The organism is Colwellia sp. Bg11-12 (genome assembly GCF_014076955.1).
Taxonomy (GTDB): domain Bacteria; phylum Pseudomonadota; class Gammaproteobacteria; order Enterobacterales; family Alteromonadaceae; genus Colwellia_A.
The window spans coordinates 142867-168231 of the sequence record NZ_JACGUZ010000059.1 but is presented as its reverse complement, the minus strand read 5'-3'; the positions used below and the strand labels follow the sequence as shown (position 1 = coordinate 168231).

Annotated in this window: 26 protein-coding genes; 20 read left to right on the top strand and 6 right to left on the bottom strand. The window is 37.4% G+C overall.

What is annotated here, in order from left to right:
• Positions 1-9: 9 nt before the first annotated feature.
• Positions 10-1230, bottom strand: coding sequence for a bifunctional phosphopantothenoylcysteine decarboxylase/phosphopantothenate--cysteine ligase CoaBC (gene coaBC / locus H4J39_RS06710; RefSeq protein ID WP_182226721.1), 1221 nt, complete (start codon positions 1228-1230; stop codon positions 10-12).
• Positions 1231-1314: 84 nt separating this feature from the next.
• Between coaBC and radC the strand changes: the two genes are divergently transcribed.
• From radC to mutM, 9 genes are all read left to right on the top strand, one after another.
• Positions 1315-1986 (top strand): DNA repair protein RadC, encoded by a 672-nt coding sequence (radC, locus tag H4J39_RS06705; protein ID WP_182226719.1) that lies wholly within the window; start codon positions 1315-1317, stop codon positions 1984-1986.
• A gap of 26 nt (positions 1987-2012) precedes the next feature.
• A complete protein-coding gene (locus H4J39_RS06700) occupies positions 2013-2345 on the top strand; it encodes a PilZ domain-containing protein (RefSeq protein ID WP_182226717.1) in 333 nt (110 codons plus the stop codon).
• Between the two features lie 65 nt (positions 2346-2410).
• The gene (locus H4J39_RS06695; RefSeq protein WP_182226715.1) at positions 2411-3079 is read left to right on the top strand and encodes an AAA family ATPase; all 669 of its coding nucleotides are present in this window, start codon (positions 2411-2413) and stop codon (positions 3077-3079) included.
• Complete coding sequence (locus H4J39_RS06690) at positions 3066-3446, top strand: hypothetical protein (protein ID WP_182226714.1); 381 nt, start codon at positions 3066-3068, stop codon at positions 3444-3446. The genes H4J39_RS06695 and H4J39_RS06690 overlap by 14 nt, the downstream gene beginning before the upstream one ends.
• A gap of 233 nt (positions 3447-3679) precedes the next feature.
• On the top strand, positions 3680-3916 hold the full coding sequence (rpmB, locus tag H4J39_RS06685; protein WP_070375416.1) for a 50S ribosomal protein L28: 237 nt from the start codon (positions 3680-3682) through the stop codon (positions 3914-3916).
• A 24-nt stretch (positions 3917-3940) separates the two neighbouring features.
• The gene (gene rpmG / locus H4J39_RS06680) at positions 3941-4096 is read left to right on the top strand and encodes a 50S ribosomal protein L33 (RefSeq protein ID WP_070375415.1); all 156 of its coding nucleotides are present in this window, start codon (positions 3941-3943) and stop codon (positions 4094-4096) included.
• A 97-nt stretch (positions 4097-4193) separates the two neighbouring features.
• Positions 4194-4676 (top strand): hypothetical protein, encoded by a 483-nt coding sequence (locus H4J39_RS06675; protein WP_182226712.1) that lies wholly within the window; start codon positions 4194-4196, stop codon positions 4674-4676.
• Positions 4677-4711: 35 nt separating this feature from the next.
• Positions 4712-5617 carry a RimK family alpha-L-glutamate ligase gene (locus H4J39_RS06670; protein WP_259368774.1) on the top strand — a complete coding sequence of 302 codons (906 nt, stop codon included), beginning with the start codon at positions 4712-4714 and terminating at the stop codon, positions 5615-5617.
• 28 nt (positions 5618-5645) lie between these two features.
• Entirely contained in the window at positions 5646-6461 is an 816-nt protein-coding gene (mutM, locus tag H4J39_RS06665) for a bifunctional DNA-formamidopyrimidine glycosylase/DNA-(apurinic or apyrimidinic site) lyase (protein WP_182226710.1), read from the top strand.
• Between the two features lie 19 nt (positions 6462-6480).
• On the opposite strand, the gene coaD is transcribed toward mutM, so the two are convergent.
• A complete protein-coding gene (gene coaD, locus H4J39_RS06660) occupies positions 6481-6954 on the bottom strand; it encodes a pantetheine-phosphate adenylyltransferase (RefSeq protein WP_182226708.1) in 474 nt (157 codons plus the stop codon).
• A 170-nt stretch (positions 6955-7124) separates the two neighbouring features.
• On the opposite strand from coaD, the gene H4J39_RS06655 reads away from it, so the two are divergent.
• Positions 7125-7781 (top strand): TetR/AcrR family transcriptional regulator, encoded by a 657-nt coding sequence (locus tag H4J39_RS06655; RefSeq protein ID WP_182226706.1) that lies wholly within the window; start codon positions 7125-7127, stop codon positions 7779-7781.
• Between the two features lie 69 nt (positions 7782-7850).
• Here H4J39_RS06655 and H4J39_RS06650 read toward each other — a convergent pair whose 3' ends face one another.
• Complete coding sequence (locus H4J39_RS06650; RefSeq protein ID WP_182226704.1) at positions 7851-8513, bottom strand: AMP-binding protein; 663 nt, start codon at positions 8511-8513, stop codon at positions 7851-7853.
• A 768-nt stretch (positions 8514-9281) separates the two neighbouring features.
• On the opposite strand from H4J39_RS06650, the gene H4J39_RS06645 reads away from it, so the two are divergent.
• Together H4J39_RS06645 and H4J39_RS06640 are read left to right on the top strand one after the other, a co-directional pair.
• Positions 9282-9524, top strand: coding sequence for a hypothetical protein (locus tag H4J39_RS06645; protein WP_182182317.1), 243 nt, complete (start codon positions 9282-9284; stop codon positions 9522-9524).
• Between the two features lie 26 nt (positions 9525-9550).
• Positions 9551-13729, top strand: coding sequence for a two-component regulator propeller domain-containing protein (locus H4J39_RS06640; protein ID WP_182226702.1), 4179 nt, complete (start codon positions 9551-9553; stop codon positions 13727-13729).
• 27 nt (positions 13730-13756) lie between these two features.
• Here H4J39_RS06640 and H4J39_RS06635 read toward each other — a convergent pair whose 3' ends face one another.
• A complete protein-coding gene (locus H4J39_RS06635) occupies positions 13757-14527 on the bottom strand; it encodes a 3-deoxy-D-manno-octulosonic acid kinase (RefSeq protein WP_220462140.1) in 771 nt (256 codons plus the stop codon).
• Positions 14528-14579: 52 nt separating this feature from the next.
• On the opposite strand from H4J39_RS06635, the gene H4J39_RS06630 reads away from it, so the two are divergent.
• From H4J39_RS06630 to H4J39_RS06610, 5 genes are all read left to right on the top strand, one after another.
• Entirely contained in the window at positions 14580-15653 is a 1074-nt protein-coding gene (locus H4J39_RS06630) for a glycosyltransferase family 9 protein (protein ID WP_182226700.1), read from the top strand.
• A 260-nt stretch (positions 15654-15913) separates the two neighbouring features.
• Complete coding sequence (locus tag H4J39_RS06625) at positions 15914-18007, top strand: TonB-dependent siderophore receptor (protein ID WP_182226698.1); 2094 nt, start codon at positions 15914-15916, stop codon at positions 18005-18007.
• Between the two features lie 70 nt (positions 18008-18077).
• Positions 18078-18668, top strand: coding sequence for a PepSY-associated TM helix domain-containing protein (locus H4J39_RS06620; protein WP_182226696.1), 591 nt, complete (start codon positions 18078-18080; stop codon positions 18666-18668).
• 56 nt (positions 18669-18724) lie between these two features.
• The gene (locus H4J39_RS06615; RefSeq protein ID WP_182226694.1) at positions 18725-19243 is read left to right on the top strand and encodes a DUF2271 domain-containing protein; all 519 of its coding nucleotides are present in this window, start codon (positions 18725-18727) and stop codon (positions 19241-19243) included.
• A gap of 60 nt (positions 19244-19303) precedes the next feature.
• Positions 19304-20110: a DUF4198 domain-containing protein gene (locus H4J39_RS06610; RefSeq protein ID WP_182226692.1), complete on the top strand. Its 807-nt coding sequence runs from the start codon at positions 19304-19306 to the stop codon at positions 20108-20110.
• A 67-nt stretch (positions 20111-20177) separates the two neighbouring features.
• On the opposite strand, the gene waaA is transcribed toward H4J39_RS06610, so the two are convergent.
• The gene (waaA, locus tag H4J39_RS06605) at positions 20178-21479 is read right to left on the bottom strand and encodes a lipid IV(A) 3-deoxy-D-manno-octulosonic acid transferase (protein ID WP_182226690.1); all 1302 of its coding nucleotides are present in this window, start codon (positions 21477-21479) and stop codon (positions 20178-20180) included.
• A 117-nt stretch (positions 21480-21596) separates the two neighbouring features.
• On the opposite strand from waaA, the gene H4J39_RS06600 reads away from it, so the two are divergent.
• Positions 21597-22436, top strand: a complete 840-nt coding sequence (locus H4J39_RS06600; RefSeq protein ID WP_182226688.1) for a hypothetical protein — start codon at positions 21597-21599, stop codon at positions 22434-22436.
• 14 nt (positions 22437-22450) lie between these two features.
• On the opposite strand, the gene H4J39_RS06595 is transcribed toward H4J39_RS06600, so the two are convergent.
• Complete coding sequence (locus H4J39_RS06595; protein WP_182226686.1) at positions 22451-22879, bottom strand: Lrp/AsnC family transcriptional regulator; 429 nt, start codon at positions 22877-22879, stop codon at positions 22451-22453.
• Positions 22880-23057: 178 nt separating this feature from the next.
• On the opposite strand from H4J39_RS06595, the gene H4J39_RS06590 reads away from it, so the two are divergent.
• Together H4J39_RS06590 and tdh are read left to right on the top strand one after the other, a co-directional pair.
• A complete protein-coding gene (locus tag H4J39_RS06590; RefSeq protein WP_182226684.1) occupies positions 23058-24269 on the top strand; it encodes a glycine C-acetyltransferase in 1212 nt (403 codons plus the stop codon).
• A 22-nt stretch (positions 24270-24291) separates the two neighbouring features.
• Positions 24292-25320 (top strand): L-threonine 3-dehydrogenase, encoded by a 1029-nt coding sequence (gene tdh, locus H4J39_RS06585; RefSeq protein WP_182226682.1) that lies wholly within the window; start codon positions 24292-24294, stop codon positions 25318-25320.
• The last annotated feature ends 45 nt before the right edge of the window (positions 25321-25365 follow it).

Sequence of the window (25365 nt, the reverse complement as noted above, 5' to 3'; positions counted from 1 at the left end):
ATCGTTCTCTTATTTTTTTTCAGCATAAAGTTGCGAAATTAGTTTTACTAATTGCTCGGCAAGTATTTTTTTTGATGCTAACGGTAGCTCAGTTTTATTTTTACTGGAAAAAATCGTTAACGCATTATCATCACTGTTAAAACCTTGGCCTGAAAGTGCAACATTATTGGCGGCAATCATATCAAGATTTTTTCTTTTTAATTTATCTAACGCATAGTGTTCAACATCTTGTGTTTCTGCCGCAAAACCCACGGTAAAAGGTTTTGATGACAAAGCAGCGACATCCGCAATAATATCTGGATTTTTCACTAAATTAAGTTGCATTACATCGGCTGATTTTTTAATTTTCTGTATAGCTACCTCACTAACACGGTAGTCAGCAACAGCCGCACAAGCGACAAAAACATCTGCTTTCTTTGCAAATTCAATCGCTTGCTCGTGCATTTGCAACGCACTTTCTACAGCTATTTTCTCACAACCGCTTGGTACGGAAATATTTACTGGGCCTGAAATAATATGTACTTTTGCGCCAGCCAACTGAGCCGCTTGTGCGATCGCATAACCCATTTTCCCTGAACTGTGATTAGAGATATAACGCACAGGATCAATAGCTTCACGCGTTGGCCCTGCGGTAACAACCCATGTTTGACCAGATAGATCTACCTGAGAAGCAATCAAAGGCTGCTGAAAAAATTCACACGTATGTGTTACTAACTTATCAACGTCTAACATCCGTCCTAAACCAACATCACCACAAGCTTGTTCTCCAGCACCTGGGCCGAAGACAATCACTTTTCGAGCAATAAGTTTACTCATGTTTTCTTGGGTAATTTCAGCGTGCCACATTTGTTGATTCATCGCGGGGGCAATCGCTATTGGGGCACTCGTTGCTAGACATATTGTCGTTAACAAATCATTTGCCATACCACAAGTAATGCGCGCGATAGCGTCGGCAGTGGCAGGTGCGATTAAAACGAAATCTGCCCATTTTGCTAGTTCAATATGTCCCATGGCTAATTCAGCTTGGGTATCGAGTAGGCTGTCTGAAACAGCATTTGCGGAAACAGCTTGGAGTGTTAATGGCGTTATGAAGGCTTTCGCCGCTGTGGTCATTACGACACGAACATCCGCGCCACGTTCTTTTAAACGGCGCACTAATTCTGGCGTTTTATAAGCAGCAATACCGCCAGTAATACCCAGAACTATTTTTTTACCCTGTAAAATTTGCATAAACTGCTAGTCTTAATAACGATAAGTGGCGATAAGATACCATTAATTTGTTCATTTACAAATTGGCTTTGCAAGGATGCGGTAATGTTAAAAGATTGGTTAGAAAATGAGAAACCGAGGGAGAAGTTGCTCTACAGAGGCCCTAGCAGTTTAAGTGACGCTGAATTATTGGCAATATTTTTACGTACGGGTGTAAAAGGTTGCCATGTTGTTGACCTTGCTCAGCAGCTTTTAAAAAGCTTTGGCAGTATTGCAGCCATTTATCGCGCAACAGAAAAAGAATTTTGTCAGCACCATGGTTTAGGTGTGGCTAAATACGTGCAGTTACAAGCTTGTTTAGAAATGTCGAAACGATACCTTAGTGAGCAATTGCAGCAAGGGACAGCATTAACCTCGTCACAAGCAACGCGAGATTATTTAACCAGTGAATTACGTGGAGAAAGCAGAGAAGTTTTTGCGGTGATGTTTCTCGACAACCAACATCAGGTATTAACCTTTGAACGCTTGTTTTTTGGTACGATTGATGCGGCAGCTGTTTACCCGAGAATAGTGGTTGAACACGCTTTAAAGCAACAGGCCGCCGCCGTTATATTAGCGCATAATCATCCTTCTGGTGTTGCAGAAGCAAGTATTGCTGATAAACAAATTACCAAAAGGTTAGAGCAAGCGTTAAGCTTAATTGACATACGAGTGCTCGACCACATCATTGTTGCTGGTAACCAATGTTACTCATTTGCTGAACATGGTGAATTATAATAAACACGTTAGGTTAGGAGAGTGAAATGAATGAGTCTGAATTAGATCCAAGTTCTGTAGACGATAGTGAACGACGACAAGCTTTTCGTTTAGATATGGAAAAAGAGTTAGTTGATATTCTCTGGATAAATGACCAACAAAAATCTGTGCAACGAAAAATCACTTGTTTAGACTTTTCTCGTGGTGGTTTAAAGCTTGATTGCGACCATATCATTCCACTTCATACTAAAGTTACGGTGGTTTTTAAAGTGGCCAACCCCAATAGTCAGAATTTATATGGCACAGTGATCAGGTGTATCGAACAACCCAATGGTTATTTCGAGTTAGCGTTACGTTTAGAAAATCAAACAGCAAAATAAAATAGTTGCACTATAATTAATTTTTAATGCAGATGTTACAACAAGAGGTAAGGACATTTTATATTATGATGATTCTAGTAGGTGGCGAAAAAGGGGGGAGTGGCAAAAGCTGTTTAGCACAGAATTTAGCCGTTTATTTTGCCCGTGATAAAAAATCGATTGTACTGATGGTTGACTGTGATCCACAAAGAACAACCTCTGACTGGATACAAGCAAGAAATTCTGACCCTTCATTGCCGGCGATAAATTGTATTCAGCTCTACGGAAAGATCCGCAACGATTTGCTCAGTTTGGTACAGCATTATGATTACGTGATTGTTGATTGTGGTGGCCAAGACAACTTAGCACTACGTGCAGCAATGTCGGTTGCTGACCATGTCATTATTCCACTGCGCCCTAAACGCCGAGATTTAAAAACAGTGCCGCACATGGAAGATATGCTCAGTACTTGTAAAATGGTTAATCCAAAAATGCTCGCCTCTTTTGTCATCACTCAATGTCCATCGCTACCTAATCAAGGCAAGCGAATTTTAGAAGCCAAAGAGGTCTGTCGTTCATATGGTATTAACGTATTAAACGCGGTAACCTTTAGCCGTAATGTCTATGATGATAGCGAAGAACAAGGATCGTCAGTACTAGAAATAGAGCCTCAGGGTAAAGCAGCAATAGAAATGACTGCAATAGCTGAAGAATTATTAGCAATGAAACCGGACAACTCACATGAGTTTAACTGACCTAAAAAAAACCACAAAAGCAAAGGAAAAGAAAAGGGAGTTTACTGTTGATGAGTTTATTGCTGACGCAGAAAATTATGCGTTAGGTCATCCCGAAATCATGAACAGCGACAACACCCAAAATGTTTCTATTGAACAAGCCATTATTGCAGCAAAACAGCAATTGGCCAGTAAAAACACTAAAAATGAAAAACCATTTCGTCATGCGACTTTCACCCTGAGCGAACAGGCTATTCATCAACTACAAAATCTAGCGAAAGAAACCAAATTAGCTAAATCTCATATTATTCGCATTTTAATTAACGAATTGTGTGATGAAGAACAACACAATAAACTCAAAAAATTGCTCGACTCTGGGGTAAATTAACAACAATTTTTTATTTATCTGTTCAATTACTCATCAATCTTCACATCATCTTACTGGAATAACCTCATAAACTCTTGTAAAGCAACATAATAACAGGTTAACATAGTTTTTTTTTATAAAAGCTGGCTTTCATTTTTCAGTTTCACTATAATATGCCACCTTTTTCAGGATCCCGAGGCGACGGTCTTGGGGAATAATAGTTCGACCTGGAATTAATTTTTGGAGTACTCAGAATGTCTAAAGTTTGCCAAGTAACAGGCAAAGTGCCAATGGTTGGAAACAACCGTTCACATGCAAGAAACGCGACTCGTCGTCGTTTTTTACCAAACCTTCAATCTCACCGTTTTTGGGTTGAGAGTGAAAATCGTTTCGTTAAATTACGTTTAACTCCGAAAGGAATGCGTATTATCGATAAGAAAGGTATTGATGTAGTATTAACTGACATCCGTGCCCGTGGCGGAAAAGTTTAACAACTACTTTTAGAGGAAATTATTATGCGCGATAAAATTCGTTTAGTTTCTAGTGCCGGTACTGGTCATTTTTATACTACAGATAAAAATAAAAAGACTATGCCTGAAAAGATGGAGATCAAGAAATTTGATCCACGTATCCGTCAGCACGTTATGTATAAAGAAGCTAAAATTAAGTAATTTTAATTTAGTTTTGAAAAACCCAGCAATTGCTGGGTTTTTTATTGCCTAAAATTTAGTATCATCGTTACTCTTTTACTTACTGATGTATATTTTCATGAAGCTTTCAAGAACTGGTTGGAATAACGTTATCATTTTTTCAGTGATGATTTTTATTCTTGTGATTAACGTAACCAATAAAAAATTATATTCATCAGATAACAAGCAAAGCAATGAACGAACATTATTTTCTAAGCATGCTGTCATCTTATCGTTAGCGATTAATCAGCAAGTAACCATTGAACGTATCGGACGAACTTGGCGGGCAACTCCCGCAAAGATTTCAGGACAAGCATTAGATCAAATGATGCTATCCTGGCATGAAACACAAGGTATTATTGTGACTGAACCGCCCGCACTTGACCACCAAATGGCGTTAGTTGTTTCAGTTGAATTAGCCGGTGAGACACAGTCTCAATTACTTAACCTCTTTATTACTAATAACGAATTACTCATTTTTAATCAGCAACAAAAAAAGTGGCTATCTTTTCCTCTGGCAATATTTTCACAACTCATTCCCAATGAAATCTTAGCAAGTTAAACGTTACGTCCTTCACTCTAACTATTAAGAAGACCATGCCAATGACTCATCATGAAATACAGCACTGCGCGATACTGACTATGAATAACCTTGACGATTTTGAGGCATACGACAACTTACTAGAGCAACCACTCCTTAGCTTTGGCTGGCAAATGCACATGGTATCTTGGCGTGATAAAAGTGTTAATTGGAATGATTATGCGGCCGTTATCATTCGTTCGCCATGGGATTACCAAGATGACGCCCCTGCTTTTTTAAATGTATTAAATAGTATTGAACAATCGAGTGCTCACCTTGAGAATAACTTAGCCACCGTTGAATGGAATATTGATAAAATATATTTACGTGAATTAGCCAGTAACGGTGTCAATATTGTAAAAACATTATGGCGAAAAAACTTAACTCAACAACAAGTCGCCGAATATTTTACTGGACTCAATGTTGATCAATTAGTGATAAAGCCACGTATTAGTGCCAATGCGGATAATACTTTTTGGTTAACGAAAGAAAATCACACCGAATTTTATCCACAACTTGAGAAAGCGTTCTCAGCAAGCGAGTTTTTAGTACAACCCTTTATGGAAAGTGTTATTGATGAAGGTGAATTTTCACTGTTTTATTTTAATGGTCAGTACAGTCACGCAATTTTGAAAACACCAAAAGATCATGATTTTCGTGTTCAAGAAGAACATGGAGGACGTTTAGCTTCAATAACACCCGAAACAAGTTTGATAGATCATGCTGAGCAAGCACTGAATGCCATAAAAGCACAAATAGGCATGCCACTCTATGCTCGTGTTGATTTTGTTCGAAGCGAGCAAGGCTTTGCGCTTATGGAAGCTGAGCTGATTGAGCCTTCATTATATTTTAATATGGATAAGCATTCAGCAAACCGCTTTGCTCAAGCTTTTGTTAATCGTATGCAGTCTTTAACACTGTAATTTAAATTAAACCCGAACCAGAGTTATTATGCCTGAATTACCTGAAGTAGAAGTTTGCCGGCAAGGCATTAGTCCCCATATTTTAAAACAAACCGTCACTAAGGTCGTGGTACGTAATGCTAACTTACGTTGGCCTATCCCTGAAACGGTACAAACCATGATTGGATATCGTGTGCATGCGGTAGAAAGACGTTCTAAATATTTATTAATAAAATTTTCGCATGGCACTTTAGTTTTACATTTAGGTATGTCGGGAACCATCAGAGTCATTGATGACAATACGCCTGTCGCAAAGCATGATCACTTTGATTTAGTTTTCGCACACGGCAAAGCGTTACGGCTGAATGACCCTCGTCGCTTTGGCGCCGTGCTCTGGTTTAAAGACAATATAGACGAACGTGGATTATTAAGTAAATTAGGCCCCGAACCACTCACTGACGATTTTTGTTATGGTTATTTATTTAATAAAGCCCAAAATAGAAAAGTGCCAATAAAAACCTTCTTAATGTCAAACCCCGTTGTCGTCGGTGTTGGCAATATTTATGCAAACGAAGCCTTGTTTAAGGCTGGGATTTTGCCAACAGCACTGGCAGGTACCATTTGCGAATCACGTTTTGATCAACTCACTGATATCATCAAAACAGTGTTAACCGCCGCGATTGCTCAGGGGGGCACAACCTTAAAAGACTTTACTCAAGCCGATGGCCGTCCAGGGTATTTTGCGCAAGAACTATTAGTTTATGGTCGAGCCGGCAAGCAATGTAAAACTTGCCAAACACTATTAGAAGAGGTTAGACAGTCAAATCGCAGTTCAGTTTTTTGTCCAAACTGCCAAACTGATTAGTCATTTATTAAAGTGGCCGTTAGCTATTGTCTAAAGCCGCTTTTACAATAGGATGAACAAATTGGCTGACATCACCATTATGTAAGGACACCTCTTTGACTAACGTTGAGGAAATAAAAGAATTTCCTTCTGACGGGGTTAAAAAAACACTTTCCAATTCAGGAGCTAAACGTCTATTCATATTCGCTAATTGAAATTCATAATCAAAGTCAGAGACTGCCCTCAAGCCACGGATCAGTACTTTGGCTTGATTCTTCTGAGCAAAATCCACTAATAAACCACTAAAGCCAACGACAGTGATATTGGGTAGATGACGGCTGACCTCTTCAATCATCGCAACACGTTGGGCTAGGTCAAAACGAGGCTTTTTGCTTGGGCTTGCAGCAACCCCCACAATAACTTCAGAAAATAGCGCGCTCGCACGCTCAATTAAATCAGTATGACCGTTAGTCACGGGATCAAAGGTTCCTGGATAAATCGCTTTTATTGTCATGAGTTGTATCTTCTTTATGAACTTAAAAACATTGTAAAGGCTATTTTTAGTGAATGGAAACTAACAAAGACGAATTTGTTAAAGTATTTACTCGAAAAGCCTTTCCGTCAGTTCAATTTTGATAGTATGATGGAAAATAATACAATGGCAAAAAAACAGAAGTAACTGACATGAAAACCCGTGATAAAATTATTCAGGCCAGCATTGAGCTTTTCAATGAACAAGGCGAGCGCAACGTAACAACGAATCATATTGCAGCGCATTTAAGTATTAGTCCGGGAAACTTGTATTATCATTTTCGCAATAAAGAAGACATTATTCTCTCTATCTACGAAGAGTATGCACGTAACTTGTTATTAGAAACCGTCCCTTTTGTTTCTCCCGAAGTAAAACCACTCGATACCATTATTTTATACATGGACGCTGTCTTTCAAGCACTGATGAAGTTTCGTTTCTTCTACAGTAATCTTCCGGTGTTGTTGGCCAAAAATCCTTTATTGCATGAGAAATATGTTGAGGTTCAATCATCAATCGCTTCGCGTGTCAGTGAAATGCTATTGTCATTACGCACGACTAATATGATGAAGTTCGCTGACGAAGACTTACCTGACATTGTCAGTATATTGCGTTTAGTAAACACCTTTTGGTTGAGTTTTTATCAAACTCAAAATAAGAACATTGAAATTACTGATGCCGTTTTTTACGAAGGTGTACTGAAGATACTTGTTATTATTCAACCCTATATTACAGAGTCTGCGATGCCTGAGTTTTTAGAAGCTCGTACCATGTACCGTAAACGTTGCTTGGAAGTTGCTGACGTCGCTTAATAGGCTATAACGTTTTAGAAGATATGACCCTTAGGCCATATCTTGATTTCAAAGCCATATCATATTCGACTACTGTGACCCAAGTGCTATTAGGTCCATATCACTAAAGAAAGGTAGCCACCCGACAAAAACATCATCTGAACTTTCCGGCGACTTTATCGGTAGCCGCTTCAAATTTTCGATAATATCACGGTGGGTCATAGTGACTTCATCATTCATATTATTTGAATCAGAAAAGTAATTTAAAAAAGCAGGTGTTCTTGGTGCTATTTCAACAAAGGCCTCAAGAGCCCCCATAAGAGACACTGAATTTTCTGAGGTAAAAATACTGATTGATTTTAATACCCCTGTCTGTTCTTGACAGAAACTTCTAATCTGAGACACTTCTTTTAACGTTGTAAGCACCAAAACAGGTTGGCATTTATTGACAATCTCAAGTGTTTGTTTCGAATTGTTTTGCGGCAAGGGTGCCGGTACGGCAATAACACCCGCTAAAAGACAACCATAAAATGCAACAACATAGTCAATATTTGGAGGGTAAAGCAATAAAACCTTATCACCTGCTTGTGTTTTACTTTTTAGAAAGTTAGCAACCGACAATGCTTCAGACCAAAACTCTCTGAAGGTTAATTCAGTCAGTGGCTCTGTTTTAGAAGGTAAAAAGCTAAAAGCAACTTCATCAGGTTTAGCGGCAACGTGGTGGTGCAAATATTCAATAATTGTATTTGGCATAGTGTAATCACTCTTTATAGGTTTACGTATTTACGTAAAAAGACATCGCTCATTTATTACTTAAAATATAATTATATTGCCTGTAGATTGCTACTATGACCCTGCCAATATTTTGTTGGATACTGCCAAAATTTATTATCCACTGACCTCCCTATTAAAACTAACACTTTAGAGAAAATTGGCGAATAAACACAAATAATAGGCTTAATATTGATAGATCATTATTGTAAATCTCATTATAGTTTTATTGTTTACATACTTTATTGTTAATAAATAGATAAATTATTGTGGCCCTCTCCAGAGGTTTTGGTAGAAATATTAAGTTTCTATTTTATAACGCGATCCCTTAATCAACGTTATAAAATAACGCATGACTTAATATTTCTACCAATTTTTATTTGTCATCGACTTCTAGTAATTAGCTTACTTATCGAATGCCTCTACAACACTGAGTATTTGATAGTAATGAGAAATATTAACATCATAAGACAGTAACGTTTACAGGTACCTTACTCACCTATCTAAAGATTTAGTCGTTACACGAGTGTTGATATTGATTTATTGTGTCAATCTTTACGCGATGCTGATATCTTTGCTAACCGATGATTAAATTATGGAATGTTAATAATAAGAATGTAGAATGTTAACTATTACCTTTAACATAAGACGCTTATATTTAATATTTTGGGACCAGCCTGATCAAAAATTATAAGTAACTTAACCCGGCACCTTATACAAAGACACGCCAATCACATTAGGATAATTACCATGAAAATAACTAAATGTTTATTAATCTCAACTTTTTTTATTAGCTCTGCAAGCTTTGCAAATACATCTACACAAGAGCAAGTGACATTACCCAGTATCATTGACGTTATTAGCTTTTGTAGTAGTGATAAAACGTGTACCAGCATACTTCCTGTTATTGAAGAACAGGAAGTAAATTATGATGTAAAATATGAAACGGAATCTCTGAATACTGACCCTACAGAAATCGATATCGATGAATAACAGACTATTTGGATAGATCTAATATCATGTTAAAACGTTGTCTGATCTTGTTTATTATTTTGCAGTTTCACTGCGCTACTATATTAGCCAGTACATTACAAAAGACTTACAACGTAATTAATTTTACTACATCTAAAATTCGAGACCAACAAGACGTTAAAGCCATCACACAAGATTCAAATGGCTTTATTTGGTTTGCCTCTAATTCAGGTCTCTTTCGCTTCGATGGCTTAAATGTTAAAAAACACTCACTTCAAACTATTAATGATAAGGATCCACTCGAAGTAAAATCCTTATTGATCGATAGTAATAACAAGCTTTGGGTAGGCACGAATAAACGTTTATTGAAATACAATGAAAAGAGTGAAACATTCCATAAAGTCGAGTTAAATAGCGACGGTTATTCATTTTCCATACTTGTATTACTTGAAGACAATAATAATAACATTTGGGTGGGTACAAGAGACAATGGCTTATTCAAAATAGAACAAAGTCCAACTAATAATACTGTTTCTCATTTTCATAAAACAGCAAAAAATTCCTTGAAAATATCGAGCAATCAAATTCGAAGTTTGTATCAAGCTAACGATAATGAATTATGGTTTGGTACAAAAAATGGCCTAAGTAGTTATTCATTTGCAAACAAGCGAATAACTGACCATAAGATTAATATGCCGTCGAATCTTCAAAAAAAACTAACTGTATATAGCATACTGAAGCTAAAAGAGAATTTATTGCTTGGCAGTAATATTGGTTTGATTGAGTTCAATAGAAACACTTCTACTGGTTCTTTATATTCAACTGATAAGTTACTCGCATCACTTGTTTTTACCGTGAAATACTCTCAAGACAATCATTTAATAGTCGGCAGTAAGATTAATGGATTAATGATAATTAATCCAAAAACAAAAGAAATAATAAAGCTCAATAATAGCCAAAATAAAAACTCTGAATTGAATTCAAATAGAGTTTATACCACTTTTTCTGACAGTACAGGGAATATTTGGCTAGGCACAAAAGTCGGTATTAATAAATTAACTTATAGTGATAGCTCCATTGATTTATATCGCGTTAAAGATAATAGCTCACAGTGTATTACGAGTAATGAAAATCATGCCGTATTTTTAGATTCACAGAATAATATGTGGTTAGGCGCAAAAGGAAAAGGCTTAAATTTAATTAATCAAACCAATAATACTTGCAAATTTTTTAATAAAGATAATATCAATTTACCCAATATAACTTTCCAACTGATTATGGATATAAAAGAAGATCTAGAAGGAAATATTTGGATTGCTAGCTTCAACGAAGGATTAATAAAATATAACCCACAAACAGAAAAATTCAGCCAATTAAGCTTTTCTGATACAAAAAAAACACAAATAATCCAACACGGGGAAATTCTAGATATTTTTATTGATAGAGACAATAACTTGTTACTCGGAATGATTGATCATGGCTTAGTAAAGTACAATCAATCACTTAACACTTTGGAATTACTTGGGGAAAGCATAGCTAAAAAGCTCCAACGTAATAAATTAACCGTAAAAAGTATCAAGCAAATAAATGATACTCTTTGGCTAGGAACCGCCTTTGCTGGATTGATTTCTTATAATGAAGCAACAGGTCGGATAAAATCATATTTATTAGACAATAAAAATTTACGCATCGTTACCACCGCTCTCGATAACCAACAAAATATTTGGCTAGGTACTAGAGATAATGGAATAATCAAATTTACACCAACAACAGGTGAGTATATTAATTATCAAGCCAAAGATAGCTTAGCTAATAATAATATATTTGATATCCAAGTTGATAATAACAATAATCTTTGGATAGGTACCTATAACGGCTTATCTATGTTTAATCAAAACACATCATCCTTTACTAATTATTATGAAAAAGACGGTATGCAATCGAATGACTCTTCGCTAGGGAGTTTCTTTGATGCAAAAACCGGTGATCTATGGCTAGGAGGAATGAACGGTATTAACCGTATTAATACGAATACATTACGTAAAAAGGACGATAGTTCGTCTTTATACTTAACAAGTTTAAAGATTAATGGAGAGAAAGTTTCCGTAAGTGACGATAAAAAAACAAGCCCATTAAAAGAAAATATTATAAGCGCACAGCAATTAACGTTAACCCATAAAGAAAACAATTTTGCCTTTAGTTTTGCAAATATTAATTACCAAAATACTGACAAGCTCAGTTATCAATATCAGCTAGCAGGATATGACCATTGGAGTGAGGTTGCCCGTGAAAATCTCACCGCAAATTATACCAATATTCCTGCCGGTGAATACCAATTTCAAGTGCGTGTAACGAATAACAATGGACAATGGAATGGTGCCGAGACGAGTATTTCTATTCTTATTTTACCCCCTTGGTGGTTAACGACATTGGCATTAATCATTTACTCACTACTGATCATTATCTCCATCTATTTAGTTATTCATTTTCGCACCCGTGTGCTTAGAAATAAGGCCAATGAATTAGAGCGCTCCGTTCAACGCCGTACCATAGAGCTTGCTCAAGAAAAAGATAAAGTAGAGCGACTGCTTGAACAAAAAAATGAAGAGTTTGCCAACCTGTCTCATGAGTTTAGAACACCACTAACCCTTATTTTAGGAACAAGTTCACAGTTACTCACTTCCAGCATGGCTGATAATCAGCTCAATCGAATTGAAGTTATTAAAAGAAATGGATATCGACTCCTTCGAATGGTTGATCAGCTTCTGAATATAGAAACTTTTCGTGTGAAAGCTATCTCACAAAAATCGCTACAAAATACCGGTAATATCATCAAGCAACTTGTTGATGCTTTTACAGATCTTGCTTTAGAAAAAGGCATTAAATTACAAATAATTAATATCGAGGATATTGACTTTGAATTGGTGGATGATGCACTTGAGAAAATCGTCGTAAATTTACTTTCAAATGCAATAAAATACACCCATAACGGTGGCAGTATTACTTTAGAAACCAAACGCACTCTAAATAATGAACTCTATATTCAAATTGTTGATACGGGTATCGGTATACCCAGCGATCAGCTCGACAGTGTTTTCGAAAAATATAACCGAGTACTCAGTAAAGAAAGTGAGCAAATAACAGGAGCTGGTATTGGGTTGGCTTTAATCAAAGAACTTATCATTAGTCACAGCGGAAGCATTACCTTAACCAGCGAATTAGGAAGTGGCACTACAATAACAGTATTACTGCCAATAATTAACGAAGGTAAAGAAAAGCAGCAGAGCAATGCCATACTGAAAAATGTACAAATAGATAATATTGTTGCCATGGAATTAATGAGTTTAACCCAACAGACCGCACTTTCACCTATAAAAAACAGTGCTAACTTTTCTTCTACTGCGCAAGAGGAAAAAATAAAAATATTAATCATCGAAGATAACCATGATATGAATCAATATATGGTTGATTGTCTGGCTGATGATTATATTGTACTCAGTGCCTATGACGGTTTAGAAGGTGTAAATCTCGCCATTCAAGAAGTCCCTGACTTAATTATTAGCGATATTATGATGCCAATACTTGATGGTTATCAAGCGACCCAGAAAATTAGAGCAAACCCCATAACTGATCACATTCCCATTATTTTACTTACGTCTCGACATGATTTAGAGAGTAAACTTAAAGGGTGGCATCATCAAGTGGATGAATATCTGACTAAACCTTTCAATGTCGAAGAATTAAGACTACGTATTGAAAGTTTACTGGCCATTAGGAATATACTTAAAAACAAAAAAAATCAAAAGGCAGCAAAGTCGCCTCATATAGAACAAAGCCTGTTAGATAAACTTATCGATGCTGCTTCGATTGAACAGATTAGTAAACAAGATATTTTTATAGAAAAATTAAATGAAGTATTAGAAAAAAAATACACTGACACATCAACAACGGTTAACACTGTAGCTAAAGCAATGGCGATGAGCGAGAGACAATTATTTAGGAAGCTTAAAAGTATTTTAGGTGCGACACCTACTGATTATTTAAGACGTTTTCGTTTAGATAAAGCATGCTTATTATTAGCGCAAGGACAAAGCGCAATAAATACTACTTTTGATACCGGCTTTTCTTCTCAAAGTTATTTTAGTAAGTGTTTTAAAAGTGAATATGGATGCACACCAAGCGATTTTCAAAAACAATTATTCGTGAAAAACGAAGAAGGCTTGTAACGCTTAGACCCTAAGTTCACACCACCATTAACTGACGAGTAAATACCCTTCGAGTAACATATTCCAATGTTCTTTTGTCCAATGAAAAGTAGGCAGTTTATTTTTTTCTTTTTCAAAAGAACGTAATAATCTTGCGATATTTGCTTGTTGCCAAGCTGATGAAACAGCACGTTGATCACCACGATCGAAATCAATCAACCATACCTTTTTTTTATTATCCAATAAAATATTATGGCTATTTAAATCATGGTGATAAATACCTGCATTATGAAAACGACGAATAACCTTACCGACTTCTCGCCAAACCTCTTCCGCTAATGCTTCTTTTGATAATATTGCGACTAAATCCTGGGCATGTTCAATACGGGAAGATAATAAATCCGCTTGATAAAAAGGACCCTGTTTAGTCACTCGAAACGCAATAGGTTTTGGCGCTGGCAATGCCAATGACTGTAAAATATCTAAAAGTTGGTATTCCTTGGCAGCGCGTGTGTTTTCCTGTCCAGTAAAGAAATACTTATCATTAATAATTTTACCTATTAATCCACCTCGATAATAATGACGTAGAACCCACTGTTGTTTTTCGGATGACTTTGAGCCTAACGAATTATATTCAATAAACCAAGTCGTACCACGGCCTTGAGCACTTCCCGTTATAGCCTTTTTATCTTGCCAATATTTACTATTTAGCATTTCAGGAGAAAAATCATCTATCGCATTCGTGTTATAACGACAATAAACATTACCTTCTTGATAAATTTTTTCTTGGTAGGGTTTTACAATTGCTGACTTGTTCAAGATAATAGGCTCAATTCAAATACTTTATATGCTCTATTGTGGTGATTCCTTTATGCTGGGTCAATTAACAGCGCCAAAAAATTTATGTTTATTACGTTTATCTGCCATCGGCGACGTTTGTCATGCCGTAGCTATGGTGCAACAAATTCAACGTTACTACCCAAAAACTAAAATTACTTGGGTAATAGGAAAAGTTGAAGCTAATTTATTGCAAGGGTTACCCAGCGTAGAATTTGTCATTTTTGATAAAAAAGCGGGTTTTAAGGGATATCAAAATTTACGAGCCGAACTTTCGCATCAAAAATTTGATGTGTTATTGCATATGCAAGTTGCTTTGCGTGCTAGCTTAGCGAGCTGGTGTATCAAAGCAAAAGTAAAAATAGGTTTCGACAGTAAACGTGCGAAAGAAGGTCAATGGCTTTTCACGAATCACCAGATAGCACCTCAACACCAACCGCATGTACTTGATGGTTTTATGGGGTTTGCAAAAGCTATTGGTGTGCCTACCGAGAGTCCTCGTTGGGAAATGCCTATCGGTGACGAAAATGAGCTTTGGGCAAGTGAGCTATTGTCTGTAGAGTCTAATAAACCCATTGCCATAATTTCACCTGCTGCCAGTAAAGCAGAACGAAATTGGCATGCAGAAGGCTATGCACAGACAGCTGATTATTTAACACAACTAGGTTTTCAAGTGGTTATTTGCGGTGGGCCAACCACTTTAGAAAAATTATTAGCCACTGAAATAATAAGCTTCAGTAAATCTCATATTGTTAATCTTGTTGGAAAAACCAATTTAAAACAACTTCTCGCTGTGCTAAAAATATCTCATCTAGTTATTGCACCTGATACTGGCCCAGCACATATGGCGGTGACTGTTGGCACGCCTGTAGTTGGTTTATATGCACACAGTAACCCTAATCGTACTGGCCCCTATTTATATCAAAACTATGTCGTCAGCTGCTATCAACATACAGTACAAGAGCAATACAAACAGAAGCTTGAACATCTACCTTGGGGCATTAGAGCAAAAGGCAGTGACTTAATGAACGGCATTACTTTTACTCAGGTGAAAGAAAAATTATTACTTCTCATTAAAGATTATTACCCAGAATTTATCATCAAATAAATTCCACTCCAAACCTACTCCAAATAAATAAAATCCTATCTAAGGCCTACGTTATCTAAACGAGGCCTATCTTCGCTTGCTTCCATTTCTCACTCATAGCAAACACCCATCGAATAACGCTCATCAGACTAAGTTAACTCGCTGGCATGACCATCATAAAAAAAAACAATAAAATAAATTTACTTGTTGCAAATGATAACTATTGTCATTAGTATTCGCACCAAGTAATTTATCTCTCTCTTTTTCTCTTAGGAATAACAATGAAGTATTCACCTGTGTGCTTAGCAATAATCGTTGGCTTAATGCCTTACTCATCCAATGCCAATGGAGTCTCTGGCAATAATACCGCCGTTGAGGTTATTGAAGTAAAAGGTAGTTATTTTAATAACTATAAAGTTGATGAAGCACATGGCGCAATGCGTACCAATACCTCCTTATTAGAAACATCTCAATCAGTCACTGTTATTCCAAACTCAGTGATAACAGAGCAACTCGCAACAACTTTAGGCGAAGTATTAACTAACGACGCAAGCTTAACCGCAGGCTCTAAGCAGCGTAATCGTGAAGTTTTTAATTTACGTGGTTTTGAACTAAGTTCATCAAATGGTTACCTTAGAGATGGCCACCAACATTGGTCACATTACCAACAACCCATTGAAATATTAGAAAACATTGAAGTAATAAAAGGCCCTTCGAGTATATTGTATGGTCAGTCTGGTCCCGGAGGCTTAGTTAATATGGTGACCAAAAAACCTACAGCAAAAACGTTATTTAATCTGGGTATGGATGTTGACCAAGAGGGTTCTACTCGATTTTCACTAGATGCTGGTGGTTCATTAACTGAAGATGAATCGTTACGCTACAGAGGCGTGCTCGTTAAGCAAGATGCTAAATATCAACGTAACTATCAAAATAATGAACAGCGCCAGCGCGATCGTTTTTTAGGCGCTTTAGTGATCGATTATGATATTTCAGACAATGCTATGGTACGCGTCCATTATGACCGAACAGATGATGAAGCTGGATTAGATACTGGTTCTTGGTTAGACGAAAAGGGTAATATCATTGGTAATGAAAAAACCATTCGCGATATGTCTTGGGCATTTACTGATATTACTGTCGAAAATATTGGTGTTGATTTCAACTATGCATTGTCTGACCAATGGCAGGTTAACTTAGGTTACAACGAACAAAATTTTGAACGCCAACGTTTTGAATCATCTCCGAAGAAGCCATCAATTTTTACAGAAGGTGATACGTATACTTCAAAACCCTATGACCGATTTGACGATTGGCAATTTAAAACTGCTTTTATTGATTTTACCGGTGAATTCACTCTTTCAGATGTTAAACATCAATTATTAATTGGCGCTAATTCTTTAGACTATTACTACGGACAACTAAAAGTAAATGGCGAATCGATTAACTACTCGGCCAACCAAGTAGAACCTGCTCGACCTGATATCAGCTACAAAACTGACGACTCGTTATACTCTAGTGCATATGATTATTACGGTGTTTATATACAAGACTTAATCACTTTAAATGACCAGTGGCAAGTATCAGTAGGAGGGCGTTACGACAAGCAAAGTAAAGAGAATGCAAACAATGAATCATTATTACCTAAAGCAGGGCTTTTATTTCATCCTGATGAACAGACAACATTTTACACCAGCTACTCAGAAGGTTTTGAGCCGCAAAGAAGCGAAAAATTAGAAAATGATCGTGATATCAACAATGGTATGAAGCTCGATGCGATGACCTCGAAGCAAGTGGAAATAGGCGCAAAATGGCAACTTTTTGATGAACGATTACTGTTAACCGCTGCCATTTTTGACATAACCAAAACAGGAAAATTAATCACTGAAGCAATCAACGACAATCCAAATTTTGATACTCGAACAGAACAAGCGGGCGAACAACGCCACAAAGGTTTTGAAGTGGCTGCACAGGGTGCAATAAACGATAAACTTTTTGTGATGGCATCGGTGATGAAGTTAGACGCACAATACGATAAAGATGAAAATTATCAAGGAAAAACCCCTGTTGATGCTCCCCAGTGGTCAGCTTCAATCTGGTCTCGTTATGAATTTAATGACCAGCTTGCTGTAAATATTGGCGCATTTTACGAAGGTGAACGCTTTGCCGATAGCAATAACACGATAACAAAAGACGCTTATACACGCATTGATGTCGGCGCAACCTATAAAACGGTTATTAGTAATAAAGCCGTTAACTTCCGCTTAAATATCCAGAACTTACTTGATACTGACTATCTTGGTGGTGGTGGTGTTTCGAACGTAACCGCTGGAGACGGTACAAGTTTTCGTTTAGCGACACAAATTTCATTCTAAATTAACGAAGGCAGAAGTAACAAAAATTAATTTGTTGCTTCTGCAAAGACAAAATAAGCTATTGTTATTTATGAAAATCAATAAAAATACTTTACGTTTTTCTCGCCTTATACATATTTATGTTTCGATGGCATTACTGACTTTACTGCTCTTTTTTTCAGTGACGGGTATTACCTTAAATCACCCCGAGTGGTTTAGTGAAAAGAAAGCAAGTATTGAAGAAAAGGAAATCATGATTGATTTAGCCCTTATTGAAAATCCTCCTTTATCCCTTCAGCAAATTGTCAATATTTCTGAAGTAATAGAGCAAAAGTTATCAATATCGTTAAGTCATTCTGTTATCGAAAGTAGCAAAAACGAACTATTTTACAGCATTAAAAAAGCAGGAAAAAATACAGCGATTTCTCTCGACTTAGTCAGCGGCGAATTATTTTTTGAATATACCAACTATGGTTGGTGGGCGCTGATGAATGATTTACATAAAGGAAGAAACACCACTGTTTTTTGGGGATGGATCATTGATATAACCAGTGTGCTGTGCATTTTTTTTGCATTGAGCGGTTTTATTTTAGCCATGCCTCAAAAACGGTTTAATCGAACATTATCAGTGAGTTTAGCTGTTACCGTAGCGATGATTTTTACTTCAGTATTGTGGGCTTAACCCCCTTATAAACGATCTACGTCACCCTTCTTTGGTGACTACACAAAGGAACTTACATGAATATAAAAACTGTTAGATTATTACTTGTTTTCTTAACCTTTATAAATTTTACCGTTTTTGCAAACCCTAGTAACTCAACGCCAGCAGAATTAAACATTGAGCTTAATTTAAAGCAGCAGCTTGGTGAATATCACCCTCCCTATGTCGCTAGCTGGATTGAAAATTCACAAGGAAAACCGGTACGTACATTATTGCTTTGGCGAGAAAAAGCTAAATGGTTAAAAGATATTCGTCGGTGGTGGCGAAAAGTCGGTAAGAAAGATGCTGAGTTTGTTGACGGCATAACCTCTGCTACTCGCGCCGCAGGAAAGTACCCTCTCAATTTTCTTGCACAAGATGATAGAAATACAACACTCAAAAAAGGACAGTACACTTTATTCATTGAGGTGGTTAGAGAAAACGGTGGCCGCTCTATTATCCGCCAGCCCTTTACCTTAAATGGAGAAAAAGAAACCTTTACGTTAGCGGCCACCCATGAAACGGATGAAATGTCATTTTCAGTGTCGCCTCCATAATTTAATTGGCTTTATATTAGTCAGCCCACTTACCACACACAGATTTAGGAATATTAAAAAATGAATTTAAGAAAAATTATTGCGCTAACAATTACTTGTGCAATTAGTACGCAAACGTTCGCTCATTCTCGTTGGGTTTTACCGACACATTTTAATTTGTCTGCCGAGCAAGGCGAATGGATCATGGTAGACATTACTGCATCAAATGAAACCTTTAATGTTGATAAAGCTATGGGCGCAGATTTAGTAACAATCATCACACCTGATGGAAAATCATCAAGACCTTCATCAACATATAAAGGCCACCGTAAAAGTGTTGCTGATTACTTTCTAGCAGAGTCTGGTACATATAAAATCACCAATAATAGCCATCCGTCTTACATGACTTCTTACACGATGAATGGCGACCGTAAAAGGTTATCCGCTAATAAAGCAGAGTTAAGCGGGCAATTGCCTAACGAAGCGAAAGAGATAAAAACCACTTACCGTTACTCGAGAATTGAAAGCTATGTCACGATGAACACCCCAAGTGATAACTTTAAAACGGATGGTCAATTATTAGAATTGATCCCCGTAACTCATCCGTCAGACATTGCTGAAAATGAAAAGGTAACCTTTAAGTTTTTGTTTAATGGTAAAGCGCAGAAAGATGTTTCTGTAGAAATTACTGCCGACGGTGCCCGTTATCGCAATAACCCGCAAACATTAACATTGGTGTCTGATGAAAAAGGTGAAATTAACTTCATGCCAAAAGCAGCTGGGCGATATTTATTAATTGCTGAGCACCAAGAAAACACACCAAAATCGCCTTTAGCAGACCAACAAATGGGCAGTGTATTTTTAACGTTTGAAGCTCAACTTAATTAAAGATGATTTATACCGATTCATCCTCAAAACATCGGATTTAGTACCTATAAGTAGAATCGGTAATTCACTAAAGTAACGTCAATAATTGTTTCAAGGTGCGAGCACTTGCACCTTGGTTCTGTGTTACCACGCGGTAGGCATTATCCCCTAGTGTTTGCTGCGTTTTTTCTGACGACAAAATAGCGGCTACCTCTGTAGACAAATCATGCGCGACCGTTACAGTTGTTGCATCATCTTGCCTAGCCAGTTGAATAATACCTTGCTCCACAGCGAGTTGCTGCATAACCTCAACAAAATTACTCATATTAGCGCCAACCACAATCGGCTTTTTAAATAACGCCGGCTCAAGTGGATTATGTCCGCCAACGTCTGAAAAGCTCCCCCCCATAGTAACAACACTCGCTAATGCACACGTCGGTAACAACTCTCCTAGCGTATCAAGTAGCCAAATTTGTTTATCGCTTGTGACCTTATCTTTGTTGCTTCTTCGCACTAAAGCATAACCTTGCTCTTGGCATAATGTTGCCACGTCATTAAAGCGCTCTGGGTGACGAGGAACAAGAATTAAGAGAAGTTTTGGAAAGTTTTTTAATAGCAATGCGAAAGCATTTAACGCAATAGTTTCATCACCCTTATGTGTGCTAGCAACCACCCAAATCAATCGGTCGTCTTCAACAAAGCCTGCAAGCTCTTGATGTTTATCTTTTACCGTTTGGTTAACACTAATATCGAATTTTACATTGCCTGATACTTTACAGCGGGAGACATCAGCTCCTAATGCGATAAAATTGTCATAGTTTACTTGGCTTTGACACAGAACTTTATCAAAACTATTAATCGTCGGTGTGATTAACCAAGCAAGCTTACAATAACTGTTCATCGACTTTTGCGATAAACGACCATTAATCAGTAAGAGCTTGATCCCTTGTTCGCGACTTTGCGCAATTAAATTGGGCCACAGTTCAGTTTCCATAAAAACCATAGCTTGTGGTTTCAATTTATTCAAAAATGCCGCTACGCAGAAAGTACTATCAAGGGGTAAATAACAATGTTGAACACGATCACCAAAAAGCTTTATCACTTGCTCAGAGCCGGTCGGAGTAAAAGTAGTGACGGTTATGACACTTTTAGGTTTTTTTTCAAGTAACTGAGTAATGAAGCTCTTCAGCGCAATAACTTCACCGACACTCGCCGCATGAACAATAATTCCTCCAGCCTTTAATTCCCGAGGTAAAAAACCAAAACGTTCGCTTACCCGCTGTCGGTAAGCTTTCTGTTTGATTGAACGCAATAATAACAACACCCAAAAAACGGGTAATAAACAAAGAAAAACAAGTCGGTATAACATTAAGGAAAATTGATAACGCACAGAAAAAGCTCTTTAGTAGTTTATGAATGCAGTATAGCGATTAAAGCAAACAATAAAAATACCCAAAACCGATGGAGTTTGTTATCGTCTGTACTATACAAGGGGAATAAAATAGTCGTGTCTAAAATGGATGGTATGTTCTACAACAAATTTTTATGCAATCGTTTAATTGCTATTGCTAGCCTTTTATTTGTTGTGCCCTTTTTATCTGCGCAAGAATCTGCTCAACCCACAAATAGTCTTCCTACTTCAACGCCCGCAACAAAAGAAACAGCGGCACAACAAATAAAATTTACCGCTGATGACGATTTTCTATTATCGGGGGATTATTATCTTGGTGATATGCTTGGCCCTGGTGTATTGCTACTCCATGACTGTTCCCACAGCAGTAAAAGCTATACAACACTCGGTGAGTTATTAGCAAAACAAGGAGTAAACGCCCTTGCTATTGACTTTAGAGGCTATGGTGATAGTGAATCAACGGCGTTTTCTCATCAGACGATAAAACACCAAGTGAAAAATATTGTTAGTTATCAAGCTGAAGTTGCAACACTCTCCTCATATTGGGAAAAAGATGTGCTTTTTGCCTATAACTATTTGCGCAGTAAAATAGGCAACGACCAACCTATCTCAATTGTAGCAAGTGGTTGTTCAGCAAGAGAAGCCGTTCGGTTAGCTGAAAAAATGCGTATCCACAGCTTTGTTATTCTTGCACCGATAATGAGCCATATGGAGAAAGAGCATTATAAAAATTTAATTGATATTCCTGCTTACTTCGTTAGTTCTGCACATCATGCCGATAGTTTTTTAACCGCTCAGGAATTATTTTCGTGGAATGGGGACAGCCGCTCTACAACGCAAGTTTTTAAAGGTGTTAACCAAGGGCACGATTTATTACGCCGTAATAAATTTTTAGCACAAAATCTTGCAGCATGGCTTAACGAAATGATGAAATAGGTTATTCATAGGTTTTATTTTTCAAAAACAGTATCGAGAATAATCGAAGAATTTGTCCGTTCAATCCCTTCTAAAGAACAAACTATATTAAGAATTTCATTTAATTTCTCTAATGTTTGTGCCTGAATAGTCGCTAATAAATCATACTCACCGCTAATAGAATATATGTGGCTGATGTTGTGAATTTTTCTTAATGCGATACAAATATTACGTCTTAAATTAGGATTTACTTTTAGCGAGACATTAGCCGAAATTAATTTATTACTATACTCACTCCCCAAGACAATACTATACGCTTTAATAACACCACTATTTTCTAGTTTAGTTAAGCGGTTTTGTATTGCTGTACGTGAAACACCTGTCGCTCTCGCAATGTCAGAAACACTTGCTCGGGCATTACACCTTAATATAGAAAGCAGTTCTTCATCTTTTTCTGTGATCATGTTAAATACCCAATAACATCGTTAAAAACCAATTAGACACCAATAATAGTCAATTTAACAGTATTACATGTCATTTTATCTAATGAAATAAGCATTAACTTAACTAGTGTCACTTTCTTAAAAGTTGGTCTAGGATAATAATACTATTATTATACGAACCTATTAATAAGGAATTTTTGTGAGCGACTCTTCAAGCAACGCAAGTTTTTACGCGCATTTAAATGATCAAATTGAACAAGTTAAAGAAGACGGCCTATATAAAGCCGAACGTGTTATTACCACAGCACAACAACCCAACATTGCCGTGACAACGGGTGAAGCTGTTGTAAACTTCTGTGCTAATAATTACCTAGGTTTAGCCAATCATCCTGAGCTCATTGCTGCCGCAAAAGCAGGCTTAGACGAGCATGGTTTTGGTATGGCATCAGTACGCTTTATTTGTGGTACCCAAGATATTCACAAAACACTAGAAGCAAAATTAAGTACCTTTTTAGGTATGGAAGATACCATTCTTTATTCTTCGTGTTTTGACGCTAATGCCGGTTTATTTGAAACCTTATTAAGTGCTGAAGATGCCATTATCAGTGATTCATTAAACCATGCCTCAATTATTGATGGTGTGCGTTTATGTAAAGCCAAACGTTATCGTTATGCCAATAATGATGCGAGCGATTTAGAGCAACAACTCATTGCCGCTGATGCTGCTGGCGCACGTTTTAAATTAATTGCCACCGATGGCGTGTTTTCTATGGACGGCGTTATCGCTAACCTAAAAGCGGTTTGTGATTTAGCTGATAAGTACAACGCTTTAGTGATGGTTGATGATTCACACGCGGTAGGTTTTGTCGGTGAAGAAGGTCGCGGTAGCCACGAATACTGTGAAGTCATGGGCCGTGTTGATATCATTACCGGCACATTAGGCAAAGCGATGGGCGGCGCATCAGGCGGCTACACTTCAGGTAAAAAAGAGACGATTGAATGGTTACGTCAACGTTCACGCCCTTACTTATTCTCTAATTCGTTAGCCCCTGCTATTGTTAATGCTTCAATTACCGTGATTGATTTATTAGCTAAAGGTGGCAAGTTACGCAAAACATTAAAAGATAACGCCCTTTATTTCCGCACGAATATGGAAGCAGCAGGCTTTACCTGTGCCGGTGCAGATCACGCAATCATCCCTGTAATGTTAGGCGATGCAAAAGTAGCCAGCGAAATGGCGAGTCGCTTATTAGCAGAAGGTATTTATGTCATTGGCTTTTCATTCCCGGTAGTACCCAAAGGCCAGGCACGTATTCGTACCCAAATCTCAGCAGCTCATACCAAAGAACAACTTGATAAAGCCATTTCAGCCTTTATTCGTATCGGCAAAGCAATGAACATTATTGGCTAAGGTTACTCTTTAAGGAAACACGATGAAAGCATTAGCAAAGTTAAAAGCGGAACCCGGCATTTGGATGACCGACAGTGAAAAACCACAACTGGGTCACAATGATTTATTAATTAAAATTAAAAAAACCGCTATTTGTGGCACCGATATTCATATTTACAACTGGGACGAGTGGGCACAAAAAACCATTCCAGTTCCCATGGTTGTTGGCCATGAATATGCGGGTGAAGTCGTGGGTATTGGTCAAGAAGTCAAAGGATTTACTTTAGGTGACCGGGTGTCTGGCGAAGGGCATATTACCTGTGGCCACTGTAGAAACTGTCGTGGTGGTCGTACGCATTTATGCCGCAATACTGTTGGCGTAGGTGTTAACCGGACAGGTTCGTTTGCTGAGTATTTAGTGATACCCGCTTACAACGCATTTAAATTACCTGATGAAATTTCTGATGATTTAGCCGCAATATTTGACCCCTTTGGTAATGCTGTTCACACCGCTTTATCTTTTGACTTAGTGGGTGAGGACGTTCTTATTACTGGCGCAGGCCCTATTGGTATTATGGCTGCCGCAGTCGCTAAGCATGTTGGTGCGCGCCATGTTGTTATTACCGACATTAATGAATATCGCTTAGACTTAGCCCGTAAAATGGGCGCTACGCGTGCTGTAAATGTAAGTACAGAAAACTTAACAGATGTGATGACCGAATTGGGTATGACTGAAGGTTTTGATGTCGGTATGGAAATGTCAGGGGTCCCTATGGCCTTTACTGCAATGTTAGAAAACATGAATAACGGTGGCAAAATAGCCATGCTCGGTATTCCAGGTCAAGATATGGCTATTGATTGGAGTCAGGTCATTTTTAAAGGTTTGACGATAAAGGGCATTTATGGCCGTGAAATGTTTGAAACGTGGTACAAAATGGCGAGCTTAATTCAATCAGGTTTAGACTTATCACCTATTATCACTCACCATTTTGATATTGATGATTTTCAAAAAGGCTTTGATACCATGCGTTCAGGTCTTTCAGGTAAAGTTATCTTAAACTGGGAAAGCTAAATTTTTTGATAGAAAATCAATAGGTAAACCCAGGCGTTAAGCCAG

Bases quoted from the DNA above. Each gene is read 5' to 3' on its own strand.
- rpmB (WP_070375416.1), top strand. From the start codon at position 3,680: ATGTCTAAAGTTTGCCAAGTAACAGGCAAAGTGCCAATGGTTGGAAAC.
- H4J39_RS06690 (WP_182226714.1), top strand. From the start codon at position 3,066: ATGAGTTTAACTGACCTAAAAAAAACCACAAAAGCAAAGGAAAAGAAA.
- H4J39_RS06655 (WP_182226706.1), top strand. From the start codon at position 7,125: ATGAAAACCCGTGATAAAATTATTCAGGCCAGCATTGAGCTTTTCAAT.
- H4J39_RS06595 (WP_182226686.1), bottom strand. From the start codon at position 22,879: ATGATCACAGAAAAAGATGAAGAACTGCTTTCTATATTAAGGTGTAAT.
- radC (WP_182226719.1), top strand. From the start codon at position 1,315: ATGTTAAAAGATTGGTTAGAAAATGAGAAACCGAGGGAGAAGTTGCTC.
- H4J39_RS06675 (WP_182226712.1), top strand. From the start codon at position 4,194: ATGAAGCTTTCAAGAACTGGTTGGAATAACGTTATCATTTTTTCAGTG.
- H4J39_RS06695 (WP_182226715.1), top strand. From the start codon at position 2,411: ATGATGATTCTAGTAGGTGGCGAAAAAGGGGGGAGTGGCAAAAGCTGT.
- H4J39_RS06615 (WP_182226694.1), top strand. From the start codon at position 18,725: ATGAATATAAAAACTGTTAGATTATTACTTGTTTTCTTAACCTTTATA.
- H4J39_RS06640 (WP_182226702.1), top strand. From the start codon at position 9,551: ATGTTAAAACGTTGTCTGATCTTGTTTATTATTTTGCAGTTTCACTGC.
- tdh (WP_182226682.1), top strand. From the start codon at position 24,292: ATGAAAGCATTAGCAAAGTTAAAAGCGGAACCCGGCATTTGGATGACC.
- H4J39_RS06645 (WP_182182317.1), top strand. From the start codon at position 9,282: ATGAAAATAACTAAATGTTTATTAATCTCAACTTTTTTTATTAGCTCT.
- H4J39_RS06670 (WP_259368774.1), top strand. From the start codon at position 4,712: ATGCCAATGACTCATCATGAAATACAGCACTGCGCGATACTGACTATG.
- H4J39_RS06610 (WP_182226692.1), top strand. From the start codon at position 19,304: ATGAATTTAAGAAAAATTATTGCGCTAACAATTACTTGTGCAATTAGT.
- rpmG (WP_070375415.1), top strand. From the start codon at position 3,941: ATGCGCGATAAAATTCGTTTAGTTTCTAGTGCCGGTACTGGTCATTTT.
- coaBC (WP_182226721.1), bottom strand. From the start codon at position 1,230: ATGCAAATTTTACAGGGTAAAAAAATAGTTCTGGGTATTACTGGCGGT.
- H4J39_RS06650 (WP_182226704.1), bottom strand. From the start codon at position 8,513: ATGCCAAATACAATTATTGAATATTTGCACCACCACGTTGCCGCTAAA.
- H4J39_RS06630 (WP_182226700.1), top strand. From the start codon at position 14,580: ATGCTGGGTCAATTAACAGCGCCAAAAAATTTATGTTTATTACGTTTA.
- coaD (WP_182226708.1), bottom strand. From the start codon at position 6,954: ATGACAATAAAAGCGATTTATCCAGGAACCTTTGATCCCGTGACTAAC.
- H4J39_RS06625 (WP_182226698.1), top strand. From the start codon at position 15,914: ATGAAGTATTCACCTGTGTGCTTAGCAATAATCGTTGGCTTAATGCCT.
- H4J39_RS06620 (WP_182226696.1), top strand. From the start codon at position 18,078: ATGAAAATCAATAAAAATACTTTACGTTTTTCTCGCCTTATACATATT.
- H4J39_RS06700 (WP_182226717.1), top strand. From the start codon at position 2,013: ATGAATGAGTCTGAATTAGATCCAAGTTCTGTAGACGATAGTGAACGA.
- mutM (WP_182226710.1), top strand. From the start codon at position 5,646: ATGCCTGAATTACCTGAAGTAGAAGTTTGCCGGCAAGGCATTAGTCCC.